This window comes from Blastococcus sp. SYSU DS0616 (assembly GCF_054051015.1).
Genome location: NZ_JBJHAJ010000045.1, coordinates 1 through 18,882, shown reverse-complemented (window position 1 = coordinate 18,882; position 18,882 = coordinate 1). Strand labels below are relative to the sequence as shown.

Annotated in this window: 16 protein-coding genes and 1 pseudogene; 3 read left to right on the top strand and 14 right to left on the bottom strand. The window is 69.6% G+C overall.

Annotated elements, in window-relative coordinates; translation table 11 throughout:
• From ACI79K_RS20670 to ACI79K_RS20605, 14 genes and pseudogenes are all read right to left on the bottom strand, one after another.
• Positions 1–248 (bottom strand): annotated as a pseudogene (locus ACI79K_RS20670) (hypothetical protein); the annotation flags it as partial.
• Positions 249–421: 173 nt separating this feature from the next.
• Positions 422–688 (bottom strand): twin-arginine translocase TatA/TatE family subunit, encoded by a 267-nt coding sequence (locus tag ACI79K_RS20665; RefSeq protein WP_456600638.1) that lies wholly within the window; start codon positions 686–688, stop codon positions 422–424.
• Between the two features lie 140 nt (positions 689–828).
• Positions 829–1,068 carry a Sec-independent protein translocase subunit TatA gene (tatA, locus tag ACI79K_RS20660; protein ID WP_456587840.1) on the bottom strand — a complete coding sequence of 80 codons (240 nt, stop codon included), beginning with the start codon at positions 1,066–1,068 and terminating at the stop codon, positions 829–831.
• A 79-nt stretch (positions 1,069–1,147) separates the two neighbouring features.
• The gene (locus tag ACI79K_RS20655) at positions 1,148–2,014 is read right to left on the bottom strand and encodes an SDR family oxidoreductase (RefSeq protein WP_456587841.1); all 867 of its coding nucleotides are present in this window, start codon (positions 2,012–2,014) and stop codon (positions 1,148–1,150) included.
• A 32-nt stretch (positions 2,015–2,046) separates the two neighbouring features.
• On the bottom strand, positions 2,047–3,318 hold the full coding sequence (locus ACI79K_RS20650; protein WP_456587842.1) for an MFS transporter: 1,272 nt from the start codon (positions 3,316–3,318) through the stop codon (positions 2,047–2,049).
• A 10-nt stretch (positions 3,319–3,328) separates the two neighbouring features.
• Entirely contained in the window at positions 3,329–3,745 is a 417-nt protein-coding gene (locus tag ACI79K_RS20645; RefSeq protein WP_456587843.1) for a Zn-ribbon domain-containing OB-fold protein, read from the bottom strand.
• Complete coding sequence (locus tag ACI79K_RS20640) at positions 3,742–4,854, bottom strand: acetyl-CoA acetyltransferase (protein WP_456587844.1); 1,113 nt, start codon at positions 4,852–4,854, stop codon at positions 3,742–3,744. Before ACI79K_RS20640 ends, ACI79K_RS20645 begins: the two co-directional genes overlap by 4 nt.
• Before the next feature lie 56 nt (positions 4,855–4,910).
• Positions 4,911–6,059: an ABC transporter substrate-binding protein gene (locus tag ACI79K_RS20635; RefSeq protein WP_456587845.1), complete on the bottom strand. Its 1,149-nt coding sequence runs from the start codon at positions 6,057–6,059 to the stop codon at positions 4,911–4,913.
• A 64-nt stretch (positions 6,060–6,123) separates the two neighbouring features.
• Positions 6,124–7,287 carry an acyl-CoA dehydrogenase family protein gene (locus ACI79K_RS20630; protein ID WP_456587846.1) on the bottom strand — a complete coding sequence of 388 codons (1,164 nt, stop codon included), beginning with the start codon at positions 7,285–7,287 and terminating at the stop codon, positions 6,124–6,126.
• 3 nt (positions 7,288–7,290) lie between these two features.
• Positions 7,291–9,468 (bottom strand): acetate--CoA ligase family protein, encoded by a 2,178-nt coding sequence (locus ACI79K_RS20625; protein WP_456587847.1) that lies wholly within the window; start codon positions 9,466–9,468, stop codon positions 7,291–7,293.
• Complete coding sequence (locus ACI79K_RS20620; protein WP_456587848.1) at positions 9,465–10,262, bottom strand: enoyl-CoA hydratase/isomerase family protein; 798 nt, start codon at positions 10,260–10,262, stop codon at positions 9,465–9,467. Before ACI79K_RS20620 ends, ACI79K_RS20625 begins: the two co-directional genes overlap by 4 nt.
• 67 nt (positions 10,263–10,329) lie before the next feature.
• Entirely contained in the window at positions 10,330–11,481 is a 1,152-nt protein-coding gene (locus tag ACI79K_RS20615; RefSeq protein ID WP_456600637.1) for an ABC transporter ATP-binding protein, read from the bottom strand.
• Positions 11,482–11,531: 50 nt separating this feature from the next.
• The gene (locus ACI79K_RS20610; protein WP_456587850.1) at positions 11,532–12,431 is read right to left on the bottom strand and encodes an ABC transporter permease; all 900 of its coding nucleotides are present in this window, start codon (positions 12,429–12,431) and stop codon (positions 11,532–11,534) included.
• A complete protein-coding gene (locus ACI79K_RS20605) occupies positions 12,428–13,366 on the bottom strand; it encodes an ABC transporter permease (protein ID WP_456587851.1) in 939 nt (312 codons plus the stop codon). Before ACI79K_RS20605 ends, ACI79K_RS20610 begins: the two co-directional genes overlap by 4 nt.
• 295 nt (positions 13,367–13,661) lie before the next feature.
• Between ACI79K_RS20605 and ACI79K_RS20600 the strand changes: the two genes are divergently transcribed.
• The 3 genes from ACI79K_RS20600 to ACI79K_RS20590 all read left to right on the top strand — a co-directional run bounded on the left by ACI79K_RS20600 (position 13,662) and on the right by ACI79K_RS20590 (position 18,166).
• Positions 13,662–14,921 (top strand): PucR family transcriptional regulator, encoded by a 1,260-nt coding sequence (locus ACI79K_RS20600; RefSeq protein WP_456587852.1) that lies wholly within the window; start codon positions 13,662–13,664, stop codon positions 14,919–14,921.
• A gap of 141 nt (positions 14,922–15,062) precedes the next feature.
• A complete protein-coding gene (locus ACI79K_RS20595; RefSeq protein WP_456587853.1) occupies positions 15,063–16,526 on the top strand; it encodes an aldehyde dehydrogenase family protein in 1,464 nt (487 codons plus the stop codon).
• On the top strand, positions 16,523–18,166 hold the full coding sequence (locus ACI79K_RS20590) for a thiamine pyrophosphate-binding protein (RefSeq protein WP_456587854.1): 1,644 nt from the start codon (positions 16,523–16,525) through the stop codon (positions 18,164–18,166). Before ACI79K_RS20595 ends, ACI79K_RS20590 begins: the two co-directional genes overlap by 4 nt.
• Positions 18,167–18,882: the final 716 nt, after the last annotated feature.

Here is an 18,882-nt window from a genome sequence, read left to right as displayed (position 1 = left end):
CCACCGGCGTCGTCCCCGGCATAGCGCAGGTCCTCCGGCAGCCCGCAGTACGGGGCACGGATGAACTCGCCCAGCCCGTGCTCGTACCACCAGAACGCGAGCACCGTGGTGAGCGCGAGCGCCAGCAAGGCCTTCGCCACCCGGCTGCGCAACTCCGCTAGATGCGCGACCAGCGTCATCGTCGTCTGGTCGTCGTGCGACCGTCGGCGACGCCGCAGGCGCGCCCCCGCTCGGCCGGGCTTGGTCATCGCCGTCCCACCCGGCGCCGGAGCATCGGCGAGGGCTGTCGCCGGCGCTGATCGGCTCCGTGCCCCCTATCACTCATCATCCGACCGCTTCCTGTCTCTTCGGCCGCCGGCCCGCCACGGTGGTGTTCTCAGTCCGCTGTGTGGGACCGGCCAGGAAGGATGCGTGTCGGACTTCACCCGGCAGTTCGGGCCTTCACCAAGACGTGCTCCCGGAGCAACGTCCGCGGGTGATAGCGGCGCAGGTCGAGGTCGCGCAGGGGAGTCAGGTCCTCGCCGACCTCCTCCCCGATCTGGCGGCGGATGTCTGTGACCGCCCGCCGGACTCGACGCAGCGCGCCGGCAGCATCCCGGCTCAGTGACGGCAGCCGATCGGGTCCGAATATGAAGAAGGCCACTAGAGCGAGGACGACCATCTCGCCCCAACCGATCGAGTCGGACACCTCGGCCTACCGGTTCACCGGGGTACGGCTGGAGCGCCGGGGTGACGTGGGGGCAGGCGGCCTCCGCAAGGGGGGCGGGGAGCCGGTGGGCCCCTGCCCGCCGTCGTCGCGTGTCGGCATGGGTGCTGAGCACCGGGCGCTCAGCTACGCAGCTGAGGCTCAGGGGGGTCCCAGCGGTCCGCTCCGCAAGTGGTGACCTCGCGCGGGATCACCGTAGGAAGGTCGTCCGCGTGGCCGTCGTCCTTCATGACCTTCATCTCGCTCTTGAAGATCCGCAGTGAGCGGCCGAGCGACCGTGAGGCGTCCGGTAGCTTCTTGTACCCGAACAGCAGCAGGACGGCGAGGGTGATCAGTCCGATCTCGACGGGACCTAGGTTCACGTTCTCCTCCTCGATGTTCCGTCCTCGGTCGGGACGGGTGAACGGGCGGTGACGGACAGGGGCTGTCGAGCAGCGGGGGTCAGCCCTGCGTGGCCCGGGCAGGTGCACCGCCGTTGCCCGAGATCTCCACCGGCTCCCGAGCGACCACAGGTGGGCCGTAGACTTGGCGGCCCAATGCCTGGCCACCGTCCGCTGTCAACACGTCCCCGGTGATGTAGCCGGCACGGTCGGAGAGCAGGAAGCCCGCCAGATCCGCGATCTCCGCCGGTTGGGCGAAACGGCCCAGGGGTACGGAGCTCATTACCCGGGCGTTCTCCTCGGGCGTCGCCCACAGGGCAGCCCCTGCTCCCTCGGTCTCGGTAGGGCCGGGCGCAATGCAGTTCAGCCGGATGCCGTACCGCGCCCATTCCGCCGCCAAGGTTCGCGTCATCGTCACCACGCCCGCCTTGGCGGCAGCGCTGTGGACGGTGCCCGGGTGCCCGGTCCATGCGTAGGTCGCAACGACGCTCAGGACGGCTCCGGGACGCCGAGCGGCGATGAGCTCCCGTGCCACCGCGGATGTGCAGTTCCAGGTGCCGTTGAGGACGATGTCGATCACGGCGCGCCAGCCGTTCGGGGACAGCTTCTCCGCCGGGCTGACGAAGTTTCCCGCGGCGTTGTTCACCAGCCCGTCGATGCGGCCGAAGCGGTCGACCGTGGCCGCAACGGTCGCATCCACTTGGGCCGGATCCCGGACGTCTGTCGGACAGGCGAGCCCAGTTCCGCCGATGCGGGCGATTTGGTTGACCACCTCGTCGAGCTTCCCCTGGCGCCGGCCGGCGACTGTCACCTGCGCTCCTAGAGTCGCCAGGCGCAGCGCCACGGCGGCACCGATGCCGCTGCCTCCACCGGTGACGAGGTAGGCACGCCCACTCACGTCCTCGGTCGACTGGATCGCTTGTTCCATCTCAGGACTCCTTCATGTCGATATGTTTCGCGTCAAGTCGGCGGATGCGTCAGAGCAAGTTGCGCGGCGGTGTAAACCTGCCGGCGGGGCCAGAGGCGCACCAATAGGACCAGCAGGCCCATCGCTCCTGCGATCGCGCCTCCGAGGAAGGCAGCCGTATAGCTGCCCGTGGATGTCACGAGTACGCCGAGGCCGGCCGCCCCCAGGCCGGTACCGAGCTCGTAGGAAATGCTGTAGGCGCCGACCACTGCTCCTTCCTCGTACGCCGGCACGCCCTCCAGAGCAATACGCATGAGGCACGTGTAGGAGAGCGCTATCGCGACGGCCATCAACGCCGCTGCGGTGAACAGCGCCGCGGGATGTGCCCAAAACCAGGCAGTCAGCAGCCCGGCCACGTTCGCGACGGCCCCGACGACGACGAGCTCCACGAGCGGAAGCCGGTCGAACAGCCGGGCCCCGCCGATCCGAATCGTCAGGACCACGACGGAGTAGAGAAGGAAGATCGGCCCAGTGCCGGACATCCCCAGTTCCGGTCCATAGAGCGGTACGAAGGCCTGGAACGACGCCCAGCCGGAGATCATGAGCGCAAGAACCCCCGCTGGCCAGATCGCGGACGGGTGCAGGAGGGTCCGCAGCACGTCGCGGGCAGTCACCGGTGGAGCCTCGGCACGGCCCCCCGTGTCCGTCACCGTTCCGTCCGCTGTCGCAGCCGTTGCCGCTGTGGTTGGGGCCACGTGATACCGCTCCGATCGCGACATCCGGGGCCACCGGAATGGCAGGCAGAACGGCAACGCAAGTGCCAGCAGGGCGCCGGCGGCGATCCAGGTGCCATCGGGGCCGAGGGAGGCGAGCATCTCGTCGCCCAGGACCGGACCCACCGCCGTGCCCAGGAAGAGAGGTACCGAAAAGTAGCTCAGCGCGCTCCCCCGGCTGGCGCGCGGCGCTCCCTGGACCACGCTGGTCGCCGCGGCCAGGTAGAAGCAGCCCAGCACGAAGCCGTCGACCACCCGCCACACCAACAGCCAGGCAAGGTGGTGAACCAGCGGGGTAAGCACCAGTGCCGCCACGCCGAGGACGACGGACGCCGCCATCATCGGCCAGGGGTCCCGGCGGCGGAGGTACACGCCCGCAAACGGTCTGGACAGGATGCCGCTCACCGCGTACAGGAGCACGGTCAGACCCACCGCACGGGCGCTGCCGCCCAGGTCCGTCACGTACTGCGGCAGCAACGGGATCAAGACGCCGACCGACAGGAAGACCCACCACATCCCGGCCAGTACGCGGGCGAAGCGCCACCTGGTCATCCACGGCTGCTCATGTCGGCTGCAGGGCGGGTCGGAATGCGGGCAGGTGGTATCCCTCGGCGACCGGGACCCAGGTGAGCTCGACACGGTCGCCGACCTGGACCCGGTCTGGCTCCGCATCGACGACGTTGGCCAGCAACCGGACACCGTCGTCGAGATCGACGAAGGCGACGACGTAGGGGCAGTCCTCCGCGCTCATCGCCTCGAAGGGCCGGTGGTGCACCGACACGGCGTGCACGACGCCGTCGCCCCGGCTCTCGACCCACGTGAGGTCCTGTCCCAGGCACCGGAAGCAGGCCTCGCGCGGGTGGTGCACGTAGGCCTCGCAGTTCGGGCACCACTGCAGCAGCAGCCGCTGCTCCCGGGTGCCCTCCCAGTACGGCCGGGTCGCCTCCGAAGGGTTCGGCAGGAAGGTCGCCTGGCTCACAGGGTCGCCTCCGTCCCGAGGACCACGGTGGACATGGCCGACAGGAACTGGCCCGAACCGTGCGCCACCGCGATCTCGGCACCCTCCACCTGGCGGGGGCCGGCATCGCCCCGCAGCTGGCGCACCGCCTCGGTGAGCAGGAAGATGCCGTACATCCCGGGGTGGGTGTAGGAAAGCCCACCGCCATTGGTGTTCATCGGCAACGAGCCGCCCGGTGCGGTCTCCCCGCCGGCGACGAAGGCACCGGCCTCCCCCTTCTTGACGAACCCGAGGTCCTCGAGGTGGAGGAGCGCGGTGATCGTGAAGGAGTCGTAGCCCATCAGCACGTCGACGTCCTCCGGACCCACCCGCGCCGCCTTGAAGGCCCGCCGGCCGGAGACGACGCCCGGCGTCACCGTGAGGTCGGGCATGGCGTGGATCATGTTGTGCGAGTGGCAGCTCCCCGCCCCGAGCACGTAGACCGGTGGACGGCGCAGCTCCTTGGCCCGTTCGGCGCTCGTCACCACGACCGCACCGGCACCGTCGGTCACCAGGCAGCAGTCGAGCAGGTGCAGCGGAGATGCGTAAACCGGCGAGGCCAGCACCTCATCGACGGTCAGGGGCACCTGGAAGCGAGCGTTCGGGTTCCGGGTGGCCCATTCGCGCGTGTTGACCGCCACCGCCGCCAGTTGTTCCGACGTGGTGCCGTAGGTGGCCATGTGCCGGCTCGCGGCCAGCGCGTACGAGCCCAGGAGGCCGAGGCCGTACGGCACCTCGAACTCGTCGCGGGGCCCCGGCTGCTCGACCCAGCCACCTGTCCCCCGCCGCCGGTCGCCTCGCGGGGTCGCCGCGTAGACGACGACGACCGTCTCCGCCAGCCCTGCTGCGATCGCCGCTGCCGCCTTCTCGACGTAGAGCTCATACCCCGAACCGCCCGTGTACGTGGCCTCGGTGAACGTCGGCGCGATGCCCAGGAACTCCGCAAGATCCAGTGACGACCAGGCGTGGGCGACGCCATCGACGTCGGCCAGCGTTAAGCCGGCGTCGTCGAGCGCCGCCTTGATGACGTGGGCCTCGAGGGCTCGGCCGTAGAGGGGCAGCTCGCCGGTGGCCGAGGCGGCTTCCGCCACCCCGACCACCGCCGCAGCTGCGCGCAATCCCCTGCGGGGCCCCGTCGTGGTTCCGCTCACGACAGGAGGAACTCCTGCCAGCGCGCATTCACGTCCGTGGCGTTCTCGCCCCACCACTCCTCGTCGATCACGAACTGCCGCTCGGCATGCTCCGGGAACGTCGGCAGAGTGCGCGCCCAGTCCTCCGGCATCGTGTCGTAGGCCTCGGAGTTGGTCGGCCCACAGGGGTAATTACCCCATAGGAGGGCCTGCACCTCTGGCTGGAGCGAATACTCGGCCAGCTGGAAGGCGGCCTCCTTGTTCGGTGCCCCCTTAGGGACGACCCACGCGGCAGGGTTGTACATCCCTTGGTTCCAGGTGAAGTCGATGGGAGCGCCCTCACCCTGCAGCGTGAACACCCGGCCGCTCCAGATGCTGGCGGCGGAGACCTGGTCGCTGACCAGCATCTGCCCCGGCTGAGCCCCCGAGGACCACCACTGCGGCACACTCGGCTTCAGCTCCTCCATCTTCGCGAGAGCGCGCTCGACGTCCAGCGGGTAGAGGTCCTCCATGGCGACGCCGTCGGCCAACAGGGCGAACTCCAGGTTCGGCCGGCTGCCGCCCTCGATCCCGGCGAGGGTGCGGCGGCCGGGGAACGTCCGCGTGTCCCAGAAGTCGGCCCAGTTCTCCATCGGCTGCGACAGTGCGTTGCTGTTCCAGCCGATGTTGGTGGAGAAGACGTAGTAGGCCACCGCGTGGCTGTCGACGTACTCCTCGCCCACGCCCGGCACGCTCCGGACGCTGTCCGGCAGTTCTTCGTAGTAGTCCCGGCCGAGGGCGATTACGTTCGACATCGACCCTGCGACCAGGTCCCATTCGACGTTGCCCGAGTCCACCATCGCCTTGATCTTGGTGTCGCTCGGTGGACCCGAGATGATCACCTCGATGCCGGTCTCCTCGGTGAAGGGGTCGTAGAGGTACTGCTTCTCGGCGTCCTGGATGGCGCCGCCCCAGTCGGCGACCACGACTCGGTTGCTTCCGCCGCCACCGCCACCGCCGCTGCTACCGGCGTTCGCCCCGCCCGTACCGGACTCACCGCCGCAGGCGCTCAGCAGTGGGCCGCTGAGGGCGACCCCGCCGGCGAGGAAGGCACTGCGACGCAACAGGTCCCGCCGCGTCAGCGGGCGGCGGAACGGGTTTGCTCCGGTGTCGAATCCCTTGTCCATGTACGGCTCCTTCATCGAGCGGGTGATATGGGGTGAGGCAAGGCGAGCCACAGCGGTCGGCGGTTCAGGCGAACATTCCGCGCTTGAGCAGGTTGCGGGCGAGGATGAGGCGGTTGATCTCCGACGTCCCCTCCCAGATCCGCTCGATCCGGGCGTTTCGGTAAGCGCGCTCGACGAAGACCTCGTTCATGTATCCGGTCCCACCGAAGATCTGGAGCACCCGGTCCGCGACCCGTCCGAGGGCCTCGCTGGCGAACACCTTGACCGCTGAGGCCTTGGCGTTGACGATCCGCGGGTCCACGCCCTGGTCGTCGTCCCAGGCGGCGTTGTACGTCATCATCCGAGCGGCGTAAAGGTCCATGGCGCAGTCGGCCAGCATGAGCTGGATGGCCTGGAACTGGCCGATCGGCTGCCCGAACTGGACCCGCTGCTTGGACCATTCGATGCCGTCGTCGATCAGCCGGCCCATCGGCCCGAGGCAGCGTGCGGCGGTCATGATCCGGCCGTTGCGCAGCCAGTCGCGGGCCAGCTCGAATCCCTTGCCCGGCTCTCCCAGCACGTTGGCGGCGGGCACGACGCAGTCGTCGAACACCAATTCCGCCTGCCGGTAGCCGCGGTGCCCCATGGTCTTGTGCACCTGGCCGACGCTGAAGCCCGGGGTGCCCTTCTCGACGAGGAAGGCGGTGATCCGGTCGTCCTCTCGGTCGGGGTGGGTGACGGCGAAGACGATGGCGAAGTCGGCGGAGTCGCCGTGGCTGATGAAACGCTTGCGGCCGTTGATCACCCACTCATCGTCGCGCGGCACGGCGCGCGTCTTGATGCCCGCGGCGTCGGAACCCGTATCGGGCTCGGTCAGCGCGAAGCAGTCCTGCTTCTCGCCCTGGATGCAGGGGTAGAGAAACCTCTCCCGCTGCTCCTCGTTGCACGCCAGGAGGATGTTCGAGGCCCCGGGGATCGATCCGGAGCTGACACCCCCGAGCGCGCGGGACAACTCCTCGGTGACCAGCACCTGGGCCAGCGTCCCCATGCCGCCGCCGCCGACCTCCTCGGGCATGTCGATCGCATTGAGCCCGATCGACACGGCTTTTTTGCGCAGCTCTCGCTCCACCTCTTCGGGGAGCCCGTCGTGCTCCTCGACGTAGTCCTCGTGCGGCATGAGTTCGGTCTCGACGAAGCGGCGGACGGTGGTCCGGAAGTCCTGCAGGTCCTCGGGAATGGTGAAGTCCATGGGTCAGTCCTCCTGGCTGTGGTGGGCGGACGAGACGCTGTCCTGTGTGGGTGCACCGGCGACGACGAGGGCGTCGAGGGCCAGACAGCTGTCGCTGCTCGGCCCGCACAGCAACGGGTTGATGTCGATCTCTGCGATCTCCGGCAGGTCCGCCAGCAGCTGGCCGGTCCGGACGACGATGTCGCACACCGTGTCCAGGTCGACCGGAGCGGAGCCGCGGTGTCCGCGCAGCAGCACACCGACGCGCAGGGACTCGAGCAGCTCGCGGACGTCGGCGGGACCGAACGGCCACAACAGGCTGCCGGCGTCGGCCAGCAGCTCGGTGAGGACGCCACCGGCACCGACGACCACGACCGTTCCGGAGGCATCGTTGTGCCCGCCGACGATGATCTCGACCCCGGATCCCGCCGCGGCCTGCTCGACGCGCACGCCCCTCACCGACTCGGGCGGCACCACCCGGCGTGCCCGGTCGAGGACGTCCCCGACCGCTCGGCGCAGCGCGTCGGGGCCGTCGATCCCGACGACGACCCCACCGATGTCGGACTTGTGGGCGAGACCGTCGGCCTCGATCTTGCAGACGACGGGGTAGCCGATGCGGTCGGCGAGCGCGACCGCCGCCTCGCCGTCCGGGACCGAGCCGCCGTCGGGCACCGGGATGCCGTAGAGCGCGACGAGCTCCTTGGACGTCGTCTCCGACAGCGCTCCGGTCTGGCCGTCCACGAGCGCGCGGGCCGCGCGGCGGGCGTCCGGGGGCACCGCCGCCGTGTCCGTGGGCGTGTCCTTCCGGCGCGCCAGTCGCTCGGACCGCTCGCCGACGAGCCACATGGCGCGCAGCGCCGGGCGCAGGCCCGCGAGCAGGACCACGCCGTGCTCCTGGCAGAGCGGGGAGAGCTCGCTAGCCACGTCCGTCGTCGTCGTGACGAGAGCCACGGGTACGTCGGTCCCGGCGGCGGCCTTGCCGGCACCGCTGACCATGGCCGGCCACCCCGACTCCTCGAGCGACCCGCTGTGCGTGGGGGCGTCGCCCACGAAGGCGACGACGTCCACGTCCGGGCACGTGGCCAGCGCCGTGGCGGTGGTCGCGTAGACGTCCTGCTGACCCCACCCGCCAGCCGTCAGGTCGAACGGGTTGCCGACCGACCCGTACTCGGGCAGGACCGTGGCCAGGGCGTCACGGGTGGGGGCGTCGAGCTCGGCCAGGCGCACGCCGTGGTCCTCGGCGAGGTCGGCCACCAGCCCGCACTCGCCTCCAGAGCTGGCGAAGATCCCGAGGGAACGCCCACGGGGCCGGGAGCGCGCGGCCAGCAGGGAGGAGACGGCGATCAGCTCGTCGAGGTCGTCGACCCGGATGACGCCCGTCTGCTGGAACAGCGCCGTGTAGGCGGCGTCCTTGCCGGCGAGCGTCCCGGTGTGCGCCACGGTGGCCGCCTCCCCCTTGGAGGAGCGCCCCACTTTGAGGGCAACGACCGCGACATCGGCCTCGGCCGCCTGCAGTGCGAGCGACCGGAACCGCGGCAGGTCGCGCAGCCCCTCGATGATCAGGGCGACCACCCGCACCTGCGGGTCGCTCAGGTAGAACTCCAGGCAGTCGGTCACGTCGACGTTGGCCTGGTTGCCCAGGGAGACGCCGTAGGCGACGCCGGGCAGGCGACCGCTGAGCATCGCGGTCAGCGCCATGTTCCCGCTCTGCGCCGCCAGCGCCAGGGTCCCCTCTCCGTGGGCGTGCACGGTGGGGAGCGTGATGCCCCACAGCGCCGCCTTGCCGCGGTAGCTCGCGACGCCGAGGCAGTTGGGTCCCACGATGGGCAGCGTGTCGCCGCAGGCGTCCACGATCGCCTTCTGCAGGTCACGGCCGGCGGGGCCCAGCTCGGCGAAGCCGCTCGCGTACACCACTCCCCCACCGACACCGAGCTCCGCGGCTTCGGCCAGCACATCGGGGACCGCCCGCGCCGGCACCGCCACCGCGATCGCGTCGGGAACCTCGTCGAGGGCGCTCAGACTGGGCACCGCCGGCACCCCGTCGACCTCGGTGAGCGTCGGGTGGACGACCTGCAACCGGCCGGCGAACCCGATCCCCCGCATGTTCTCGAGGGTGGTGAGGCCGTACCCGCCCTTCGGCGACGCTCCGACGACCGCGACGCTCCGCGGGTGGAAGAGTCGCTGGAGACGCTGCGTCGTCATCGGCCGACGAACTCCGGCTGCCGCCGGTCGATGGTCGCCCGCATGCCCTCGACGTGGTCCTCCGTCTTGCCGCAGAGGTCGCCACCGCGCAGCTCGTTGCGCAGGGCGTCCTCGAAGGTCGCCGTGTGGTTCTTCCGGATGTTCTGCTTGGCGATCCCGATGGCCACGGTCGGGCCGCTGGCGAAGATCCGGGCCTGCTCCATCGCTCGGTCCAGGAGGGCATCGGGCTCGACGATCTCGGTGACCAGGCCGATCCGCTCGGCCTCGGCCGCGTCGATGATCCGGCCCGTGTAGATCATCTCGGCCGCGCGCGACTCGCCGACGATCCTGGGCAGCAGGTAGGAGCCACCGGCGTCGGGGCAGAAGCCGAGCCGCATGTAGATCTCACCGAACCGCGCGGCCGTGGAGCCGAACCGCATGTCGGCCACCAGCGCCAGGTCGCACCCGGCGCCCACGGCGACGCCGTTCACCGCGGCGACGACCGGCTTGGGCATCCAGTAGAGGGAGGTCATGACGCGGTGCATCTTGGGCGGCCAGGGCTCCTGGTCCTCGGGGGCCGCCTCAGAGCCGGCGTCCCACTCCTGGACGTCCGCGCCGGCGCAGAACGCGCGACCGGCGCCGGTGATCACGACGGCGCGCACGTTCTCGTCGTGCGTCGCGGCGGCGACCACCGCGGCGAGGTCGTCGATGGTGGCGTTGTCGATGGCGTTGAGCCGGTCGGGCCGGTTCAACGTCAGCACCCCGACATTGCCGTCCAGGTGCCAGGCGACGTTCTTCAGGTCGTTCAGTGCCACAGCGGGTACTCCCTCTCGGTGTCTCGGCCGGTGTGCTGGATGCAGCGGATCTGGTCGAAGAAGGCCGTCACTCGACGACCGGCAGGAAGCGAGTGTCGGAGGGGTCCCAGCTGACCCACTGCCGGGCGCCGGCCGGAGGTGCGCCCACGGAGGCGGGCAGCATCGCCTCGATCTGCGCACCGGCGTCGTGGCGGACGTAGACCTGCACGTCCGAACCAAGGTAGACAGTGGCCTCCACCGTGCCCTGGAAGCGGTTCAGGGCGGGCGACGAGGGCTCGTCGGGACCGATCCGCAGCTTCTCCGGGCGGACCATGAAGATCCCCGAGTCTTCGTCGCAGACGTCGCCGCCCGCATGGACGAGCACGCGGTCGCTGAGGCCCTCGACATCGACCACCGTCTGCGATCCGCGTTCACGGCGCTTGGCCGGGAGGCAGACCGAGTTGCCCAGGAAGTTGGCGACGAAGGAGTTGCGTGGCCGCTCGTACATCTCCTCGGGACTGGCGACCTGCTGGAGCAGCCCCCGGTGCATGACCCCGATGCGGTCGGACATGGCCAGGGCCTCGTCCTGGTCGTGGGTAACGTAGAGGACGGTCGCCCCGATGCGCTGCTGGAGGGCCTTGAGTTCGAGGCGCATGTGGTCGCGCAGGTTGCGGTCGAGCGCCCCGAGCGGCTCGTCCATTAGCAGGATGCTGGGGTCGAAGACGAACGCTCTCGCCAGTGCCACGCGCTGCTGCTGCCCGCCGGAGAGCTGGCGGGGATAGCGCCCGCTGTACTCCTCGAGCTGGGTCATGGCCAGGACCCGCGCCACCTTCTCGGCGATCGCGGGCTTCTTGAAGCGGCGCATCTTCAGCGGGAAGGCGACGTTGTCGGCGACGGTCATGTGCGGGAAGAGCGCATAGTTCTGGAAGACCAGGCCGATGTTGCGCTTCTCCGCGACCTCGCGGGAGACGTCCCGTCCGTCGATCAGGATCTCCCCCGAGGTCAGCCCCTCGAGTCCGGCGAGCATGCGCAGGGTCGTGGTCTTCCCCGACCCGCTCGGGCCGAGCAGCGTGAAGAACTCTCCCCGCTTGACTGACAGGTTCATGTCGACCACGGCCGGCACGCCGCCGAACGACTTGTGGATGTCGCGGAACACGACCTGGTCGCTCATGTCGTACACGCCTATCCTCTCGGTCGCCGGAGCGCTGTTCGGCTGCACCGCCATCTGGGTTCGCGTCATCTCTGCTCCAGGTCTTTCGGCCGGCAGGGTTTCCGGGTGAGGGGCCTTGCTCATGCCTTTCCTCGCTTCTCCCGCAGAGCGTTGAGCAGCTCCGCCAGGAGGAAGAGGCCGACGCACACGACGATGAGGACGGTGCCGGCGACCGCGAGGGTCGGGTCGAGGTCGTATCGGACGCTGTCCCACAGCTTCCGCGGCAGCGTGATCGCTCCGCTGCCCGAGACGAACAGGATGATCACCGCCTCGTCGAATGCCACGACGAAGGCGAACACCGCTCCGGCGGCGATCGCCGAGGCCAGCCGTGGGAGCGTGACGTAGCGCAACGTCCTGATCGGTCCGGCGCCGAGCGTCCGGGCAGCGTTCTCGAGTTCCTTGTCGAAGTGCTGCAGCGCGCTGGACACGGCGACCAGCACGAACGGCACGCCCATCACCGCGTAGGCGACCGCGACCATCGGCCAGACCCCGATCGCCCGGAGGTCGACGAAGAAGAAGTAGTAGGCCATGGCCAGGACGATGATCGGCACGATCACCGGGGAGTACAGGAGCCCGTACACCATCGGTTTGATGCGCGACGTGCTGCGGGCCAGTGCCCAGGCCGCCATCGTCCCGACGACCGTGGCGATCAGGGCGGCGAGGAGCGCGATCCGCGCGCTGAGCAGGGTGGCCGCCACCCAGCTGCGGTCGGAGAAGAAGCGGTCGTAGGCGTGCAGCGAGACGCCCTCGAGCGGGAACGACAGGTAGTTGACGCTGTTGAACGACACGGCGACCACGACGAGGATCGGGATGACCAGGAAGCTGAGGACCAGTAGCACCAGGAGGCGCAGCCCCCAGCGGAAGGCCTTCTCGGTGGGCGTCGCGGGAAGCCGGTCGTGGGCCCGGCGCCGCCTCGGTCGCTTCGTCAGTTCCGACGACGTCGGCACCGTGACGGGAACCGCCGTGCTCATGCCGCTCATAGCGCCACCACTCCCTTGACCTTGGTCACCTTGCGGACGAGGGCGAAGAGCACGACCGAGACGATGAGGAGGATGGTCGACAGTGCCGCGGCCATGCCCCACTCGAAGGTGACGTTGACCTTCTGCTCGATGAGCATCGCGATGGTCGTCTGGGCCGGTCCGCCCACCAGCGCCGGAGTGATGTAGTAGCCGAGCGCCATGATGAACACGAGCATGCCGCTGCTCACCATCGCCGGTACGGCCAGCGGCAGGTAGACCCTGAGGAAAGCGCGCACCGGGCCTGCACCGAGCGTTCGCGCGGCGCGCAGCAGGCTGCCGTCGATCTGATCCAGCGTCCCCTTGATGATGAGAATGGTGAACGGCATCAGCACGTGCGCCATGGCGATGACGACGGCCGGTTCGGTGTAGAGCAGGCCCCCTGAGCTGCCGGTGAAGGGAGCCAGCAGGTCGGACACCGCACCTGCGTCACCCAGCAGGACGATCCAGGCGAAACTGCGCACGAGGACGCTGGTCCAGAAGGGGATGATCACGAAGAGCGCGATGATGCGTGCGCGCCGGCGTGGGATGACCGCCATGAAGTAGGCCACCGGAAAACCCAGGACGACCGTGATGAGCGAGACCTGGAGGGCGAGCCGCACGGTGATCCACAGGACCTTCAGCAGGACCGGGTCTTGCCAGGCCGCGACGAAGTTCCCGAATCCGAGCTCGGGATCGGTGACGCTGCGGGAGAGAACGCCAGCGACAGGATAGGCGTACATCACGGTCATAAAGAGCACCGGCACGCCCAGGACCAGGCCGACGAAGCTCGGACGGCGCAATCTCCATCGGGACCTCGCCCTCGGTGCCGGCCCTTCCGGAGCCTTCACCGCGGGGGGCGACGCCGTCGAGGTCGCTGTCGCGGTCATCTGCTCCACCTCCTGCTCGTCGTCGCGCACAGCCGGATCGCTCCCACCGGCCGCCGGACCGACCGGCGGCGGCAGCCGTGTCTGTGATGAGGCAGTAGAAGGGGTGGCTCCGACGACCGTCATGGGCGCGGCGGGGCAAAAAACCCCAACGCCCTCTGTGTTCGCGACACAAGACCCTCACGCGGCAGCGGCACATCGGGCGGCCGACGCAAATGATCGTCGAAACGTGATCCGTGTCACTGGCAGGCTTCCCTGCTGACCGCTTACGGTCAGCGCGCAGTGATCCACATCACGGAAGGCTGTGAGGATGAGCCCGATACCCGACTTGGACGCCGTCGGCAAGCTGCTCGGACGGGCCGCTACGGACATCGCCAATGAGTTCGTGCGCCGATACGCCTCGTCGGACGCCGACGGGGGCGGTCTGACGGCCGGCCGTGACGCCTTCGACTTCGCCCGCGAGATCGTCGACCTCGCCGTGGCGGCAGTACGTGGGGAAGACCCACCGTGTCATCGCCCCGAGCGCGACGAACGTGGCGCCCGTCTCGCGTTGGACGGCCGGCCCGTGGGCGAGGCCGTGGACTGGCTGCGATCGCTCGAGCGGGTCGTCAGCGACCACTTCCTCCGAGGTGCCGTCGACATGGAGGTGGCGCGGGTCGGCCTCGGTCGCCTCGCCCGACTGTTCGACCAGCTCTGCGACCGCCAGCTCGAGTCCTACGTGTCGACGTCTGACGAGCTGGCCGGCTGGTACTCACGCGTCGGCACCGATCTGGTCAGCTGCCTGGTCTCGGGCGCGCCCGTGGAGACCAGCGTCGTCAACAGCCAGGCCCGCGTGCTGAACATCCAGCCGCACCAGCCCTTCCGGGCCGTGGCGGTCTGCCACGAGGGGATCCCCAGCACCAAGCAGTGGGGCCGGGTCCGACGCCGGTTCGCGTCGCTGCTGGCCCGCTACGACTCCCGACGCGAGATGCTCGTGCGGGAGGGCAACGGTCTCCTTCTCGCCGTCGTCCCCGTGGAGCGGACCGGGCCCCGGTTGCTCGACCTGCTCACCGAGCTGCTGCACGACGAGGAGCTCAACCGCACCCTCTACGTGTCCACCGGGGAGCCCTCGGATTCCCTCGCCACCGTCGGTCGCAGTTGCCGCCAGGCACTCTCCGCCCTGGAGATCGCCCTGTACCGGGGACACCTGGGTCGGGTCACCCAATGCACCGAGGTCATCCTGGAAGTGTTGCTGGCACACAACCGCTGGGTGTCGCACCGCATCATCAACACGCGTCTGGCCATGCTCGCGGCCAAGCCCCACCTGCTGGAGACGCTCCGTGCGTACATCGACAGCGACATGGCCCTGCAGCGCGCCGCGGAGATTCTCCAGATCCATCCCAACACCGTGGCGTACCGCCTGCGTCAGATCGCGTCGATGACCGGGCGGGACATGCGCAGGATCGTCGATCTCGCTGAACTGATGGTCGCGCTCACGGCGCTCGACGTGGTGGAGATGAGCAAGGACCAGGACGAAGGACGCATGGACCTCCGTGCGCGACTCCTGTCGGACGCTCCCGAACAGGTGCGCTCGGTAGCTGCTGTCTGACGTGAGCTCCCCGCATTCCGGCACGTCGCTGTGTCGGCGCCACTGGTCCGCACCACATTCTTTGGTCTCGCGCCCGAAGACGACCCCGCTGCGGGGCGCCTAGCGTTCCACCATCGTCCGTAGACGTTGGAGAGCGCGACCATGGAGAACCGCGGTGACACGTTCATCGGAGGACGGTGGGTCGGGGCGACCGGCCCCGAGCTGATTACCGTCCTCGATCCGAGTACCGAGGCGTGCATCGCCACCATCCAGGAGAGCAGCGACCAGGACGTCGATGCCGCCGTCGCGGCCGCGACGGCGGCGTTGCCTGTGCTCAGCCGCATGCCGGTGGCCGAGCGCGCCGACCTGCTGCAGCGACTCGCCGCCGAACTCGAGCGTCGATCAGATCGACTGGCCATGGCTATCTCGCAGGAGATGGGCATGCCCCTGAAGCAGTGCGTCGACCACCAGGTGATCTGCGCGGTGGACACGGTGAGAGCCACGGTGCTCGCGCTGGCCGAGATGGAGTTCAGCGAGCGGATCGGGCACTCGACCGTCTACCGCGATCCGGTCGGTGTGGTCGCGGCGATCACCCCGTGGAACTACCCGCTGCTGCAGACCGTCAGCAAGCTGGCGCCCGCGTTGGCGGCCGGGTGCCCGATCGTGCTGAAGCCCAGCGAGGTGGCCCCGCTGGACGCGTTCCTCCTGGCGGAGGCCGTCGAGGCGGCTGGGTGGCCGGCGGGTGCCCTGAACGTTGTCATGGGAACGGGGTCGGACATCGGCGAGTACCTGGTCCGCCACCCGGGCGTCGCGCATGTCTCGTTGACCGGCTCCACCCGTGCCGGACGGCGCGTCTCCCAGGTGGCCTCGTCGTCCATCAAGCGGGTCTCGCTGGAGCTCGGCGGCAAGTCCCCCGCCGTCGTCCTCCCGGACGCGGACCTCGCCGCCGCTGTCAGGCACACCGTGGACAGCGTGATGATCAACAGCGGTCAGACCTGCACCGCGCTGACCCGCCTGCTCGTGCCCTTCCAGTCCATGCCCGACGTAGAGGACCTGGCCGTCGAAGCGATGGCCGGCTACCGCGTCGGGCCGGCGAGCGACCCCTCGTCCGACGTCGGCCCGCTGGCCAACGCAAATCAGCGTCACAAGGTGAACGAGCACCTTGAGCGTGCCCCCATCGACGGGGCCAGGAGCATGTGGTCCTACCCGCATGGCGACCTGCCGGACCGAGGCTTCTTCGTCCCGCCCACGCTCTACGGCGTCAGCGATCACCGGATCGCCGTCGCACGGGAAGAGATCTTCGGTCCGGTGCTCGTGGTCATCCCGTACGTCGACGAGAGCCACGCTGTCGAGATCGCCAATGATACCGACTACGGACTGGCCGCCACGGTCTGGTCGGCCGACGAGGAGCGCGCGCACGCGGTCGCTCGCCGCATCGACAGCGGCACCGTCGACCTCAACGGCGCCCCGTTCAACCCTTTCGCCCCTTTCGGCGGCAGGCGCCAGTCCGGGCGGGGGCGCGAACTCGGGGTTCACGGCATCGCGGAGTTCACCGAACTGAAGGCGGTGCAGCACCGCATCGACACGTCCGAAGGCACCTCTCAGGGAACGGAGCCACCTGCATGAGCAAGCGGACCGGCGGGGACGTGGTGCTCGAAGCACTCGTCGCGCTCGGCGTCGACCACGTCTTCGCCGTCGCCAGCGTGCACAACTTGCCCATCCTCGACGCTATCCGGCGACGCGGCGGTGTCACGGTGATCAACGCTCGCCACGAGCAGTCAGCCGTCCACTCGGCCGACGGCTACTCGCGGGCGACCGGGCGGCTGGGGGTCGCCTTCACGTCGACCGGCCCGGGCGCGGCCAACTCCATGGGCGGTCTGTTCGAGGCGGGATTCGCCTCATCCAGAGTGCTCATGATCACCGGCCAGGTAGAGAGCCGCTTCTACGGCCAGGGCCGGGCGTACCTCCATGAGGCGGAGCAGCAGCTGCCGATGCTGCGCACCCTGACACGGGAGACTTGGTCGGTCCGTCGCGTGGAGGACGTCGGGGAAGCGGTGGTCACGGCGGGACGGGCGGCCCTCACCGGTCGCCCGCAGCCGACCGCCGTCGAGATCCCGGTCGATCTGCAGTACGCCCTGACCGACGTGGAGATACCGGTCGCAGCTCCGGTACGGCCGGCAGCGCCTCGAGAGGGCCGCATCGCCGAAGCCGCGGAACTGCTTGCTTCGGCCAGGCGCCCGATGGTGTGGGCCGGCGGCGGCGTGCTGAGCGCCGGAGCGTGGGACGAGTTGCGGGACATGGTCGAGCGGTTGCAGATCCCCGTGGTGACGTCGACGCAGGGCCGCGGCGCTCTGCCGGAGGACCACCCGCTCTGCCTGGGCTCTCTGGTCACCTCCGATCCGGTCCGGCACTGCGTCGAGTCCGCCGACGTCGTGCTGGCGGTCGGGACCCGCTTCCAGATGTACCCGACCGGCTTCTGGAACGTGAAGCTGCCGCCGTCACTGATTCACATCGATGCCGACGCATCCGTGATCGGCCGGAGCTATCGCCCGTCGGTGAGCGTCGTCGCCGACGCGAAGGCAGCGCTTCGAGCGCTGGACCAGCGGGTGCCCTCGCTCCCCGCAAGGGACCCTGACTGGGTGACGAACTGCCGCAGTCGGGCCGATGAGGCCCGCGAAGCCGCGATGACGTCCCTTGGCCCCGACCACCGGGCGATCGTCGAGGTGATCCGCCGGCTGCTCCCTCGCGGCGGCGCAGTGGTGCGTGACGCGACCGTGCCCGCCTACAACTGGGGCGACCGACTCCTGCCTATCCTCGAGCCCAGGACCTCTGTGCACCCTGTGTCCGCGGCGATCGGCCCCGGCCTTCCGCTCGGACTGGGCGCGGCCCTGGGGCGTCAGGAGCGCTCGGTGGTCATCCATGGCGACGGCGGGATCATGCTCACCATCGGTGAACTCGCCACGCTCGCCCAGTTCCAGGTGCCGCTCACCGTCTGCGTGTTCAACGACCGGGGCTACGGCATTCTGCGCGGCATCCAGGCAGCGACGTTCGACGGCGCACAGAACGACGTCGACCTTGCGACGCCGGACTTCGTGGCCCTCGCGCAGGCGATGGGGGTACCAGGCGAGGCGGTGAAAGACGTTGCCGGCTTCGAGCGCGCCTTCGCCACCTCGGTGGCCTCCGACGGCCCCTACCTGATCGAGGTGGACCTCACGGCACTGGCGCCGATGCAGGTGCCAATCGGTGGCCAGGAACTGCTCAGCTGAGGATGGCCAGGAACTGCTCAGCTGAGGAATGGCGTCGGGGCCGTCCGACGAGTTCGGTCCCCAACGCGGCTTCGAGGCCGCGGACGTCCTCGGGGACGGGCCGGAGAGGACGAGGCGGCGGACGCCTCCTCCGGGGAGACCTGGCAGGCCCGGTGACCGGGGCCGTACCCGCTCCTTCGGTCACACGACCGCCGACTACCGCGCTGTGGAGGGCGATCCCCTGCTCTATGCAGGGCACTCGAGGTCCGCGACGTCCAGTGACGCCGTCGTCCCGCCACCCTCGACTGCGGTCGACGCCGGATGACCTGGAAAGCTGGCGAGCTGGACGACCGTGCCGAAGGCTCACGGGGGTGGAGGCGAGTTTCCTGCCGGTCGGGATTCGACACCCTGCTGCAGAGCACGGAGAAACCTGCAGCCTCGACGGAGTCGATGATGGCAAGGGTGTCGGGGACGCGGAAGGTCAGGTCATGGACACGGGCTCCGTGTCGAGGAAGCGCCTCGGGACAGCGTTTCTCCCGACGCGGGCGAGCTTCAACGATTCGAGCTCATACCGTTGCCGGAGCGCCATTGCCGCGACCGGAGACCGGACTCAGCCGCGGGCCGACGGCGAGGGTTCGACCGGCTCCTCCAGCGGTGACGGACTGGCGTCCAGCGGGGAGGCCTCGTCGTCGTCCAGCCCGTGGAAGTGCTCGGCGGCCGCGCGCCGGGCCCGGCGA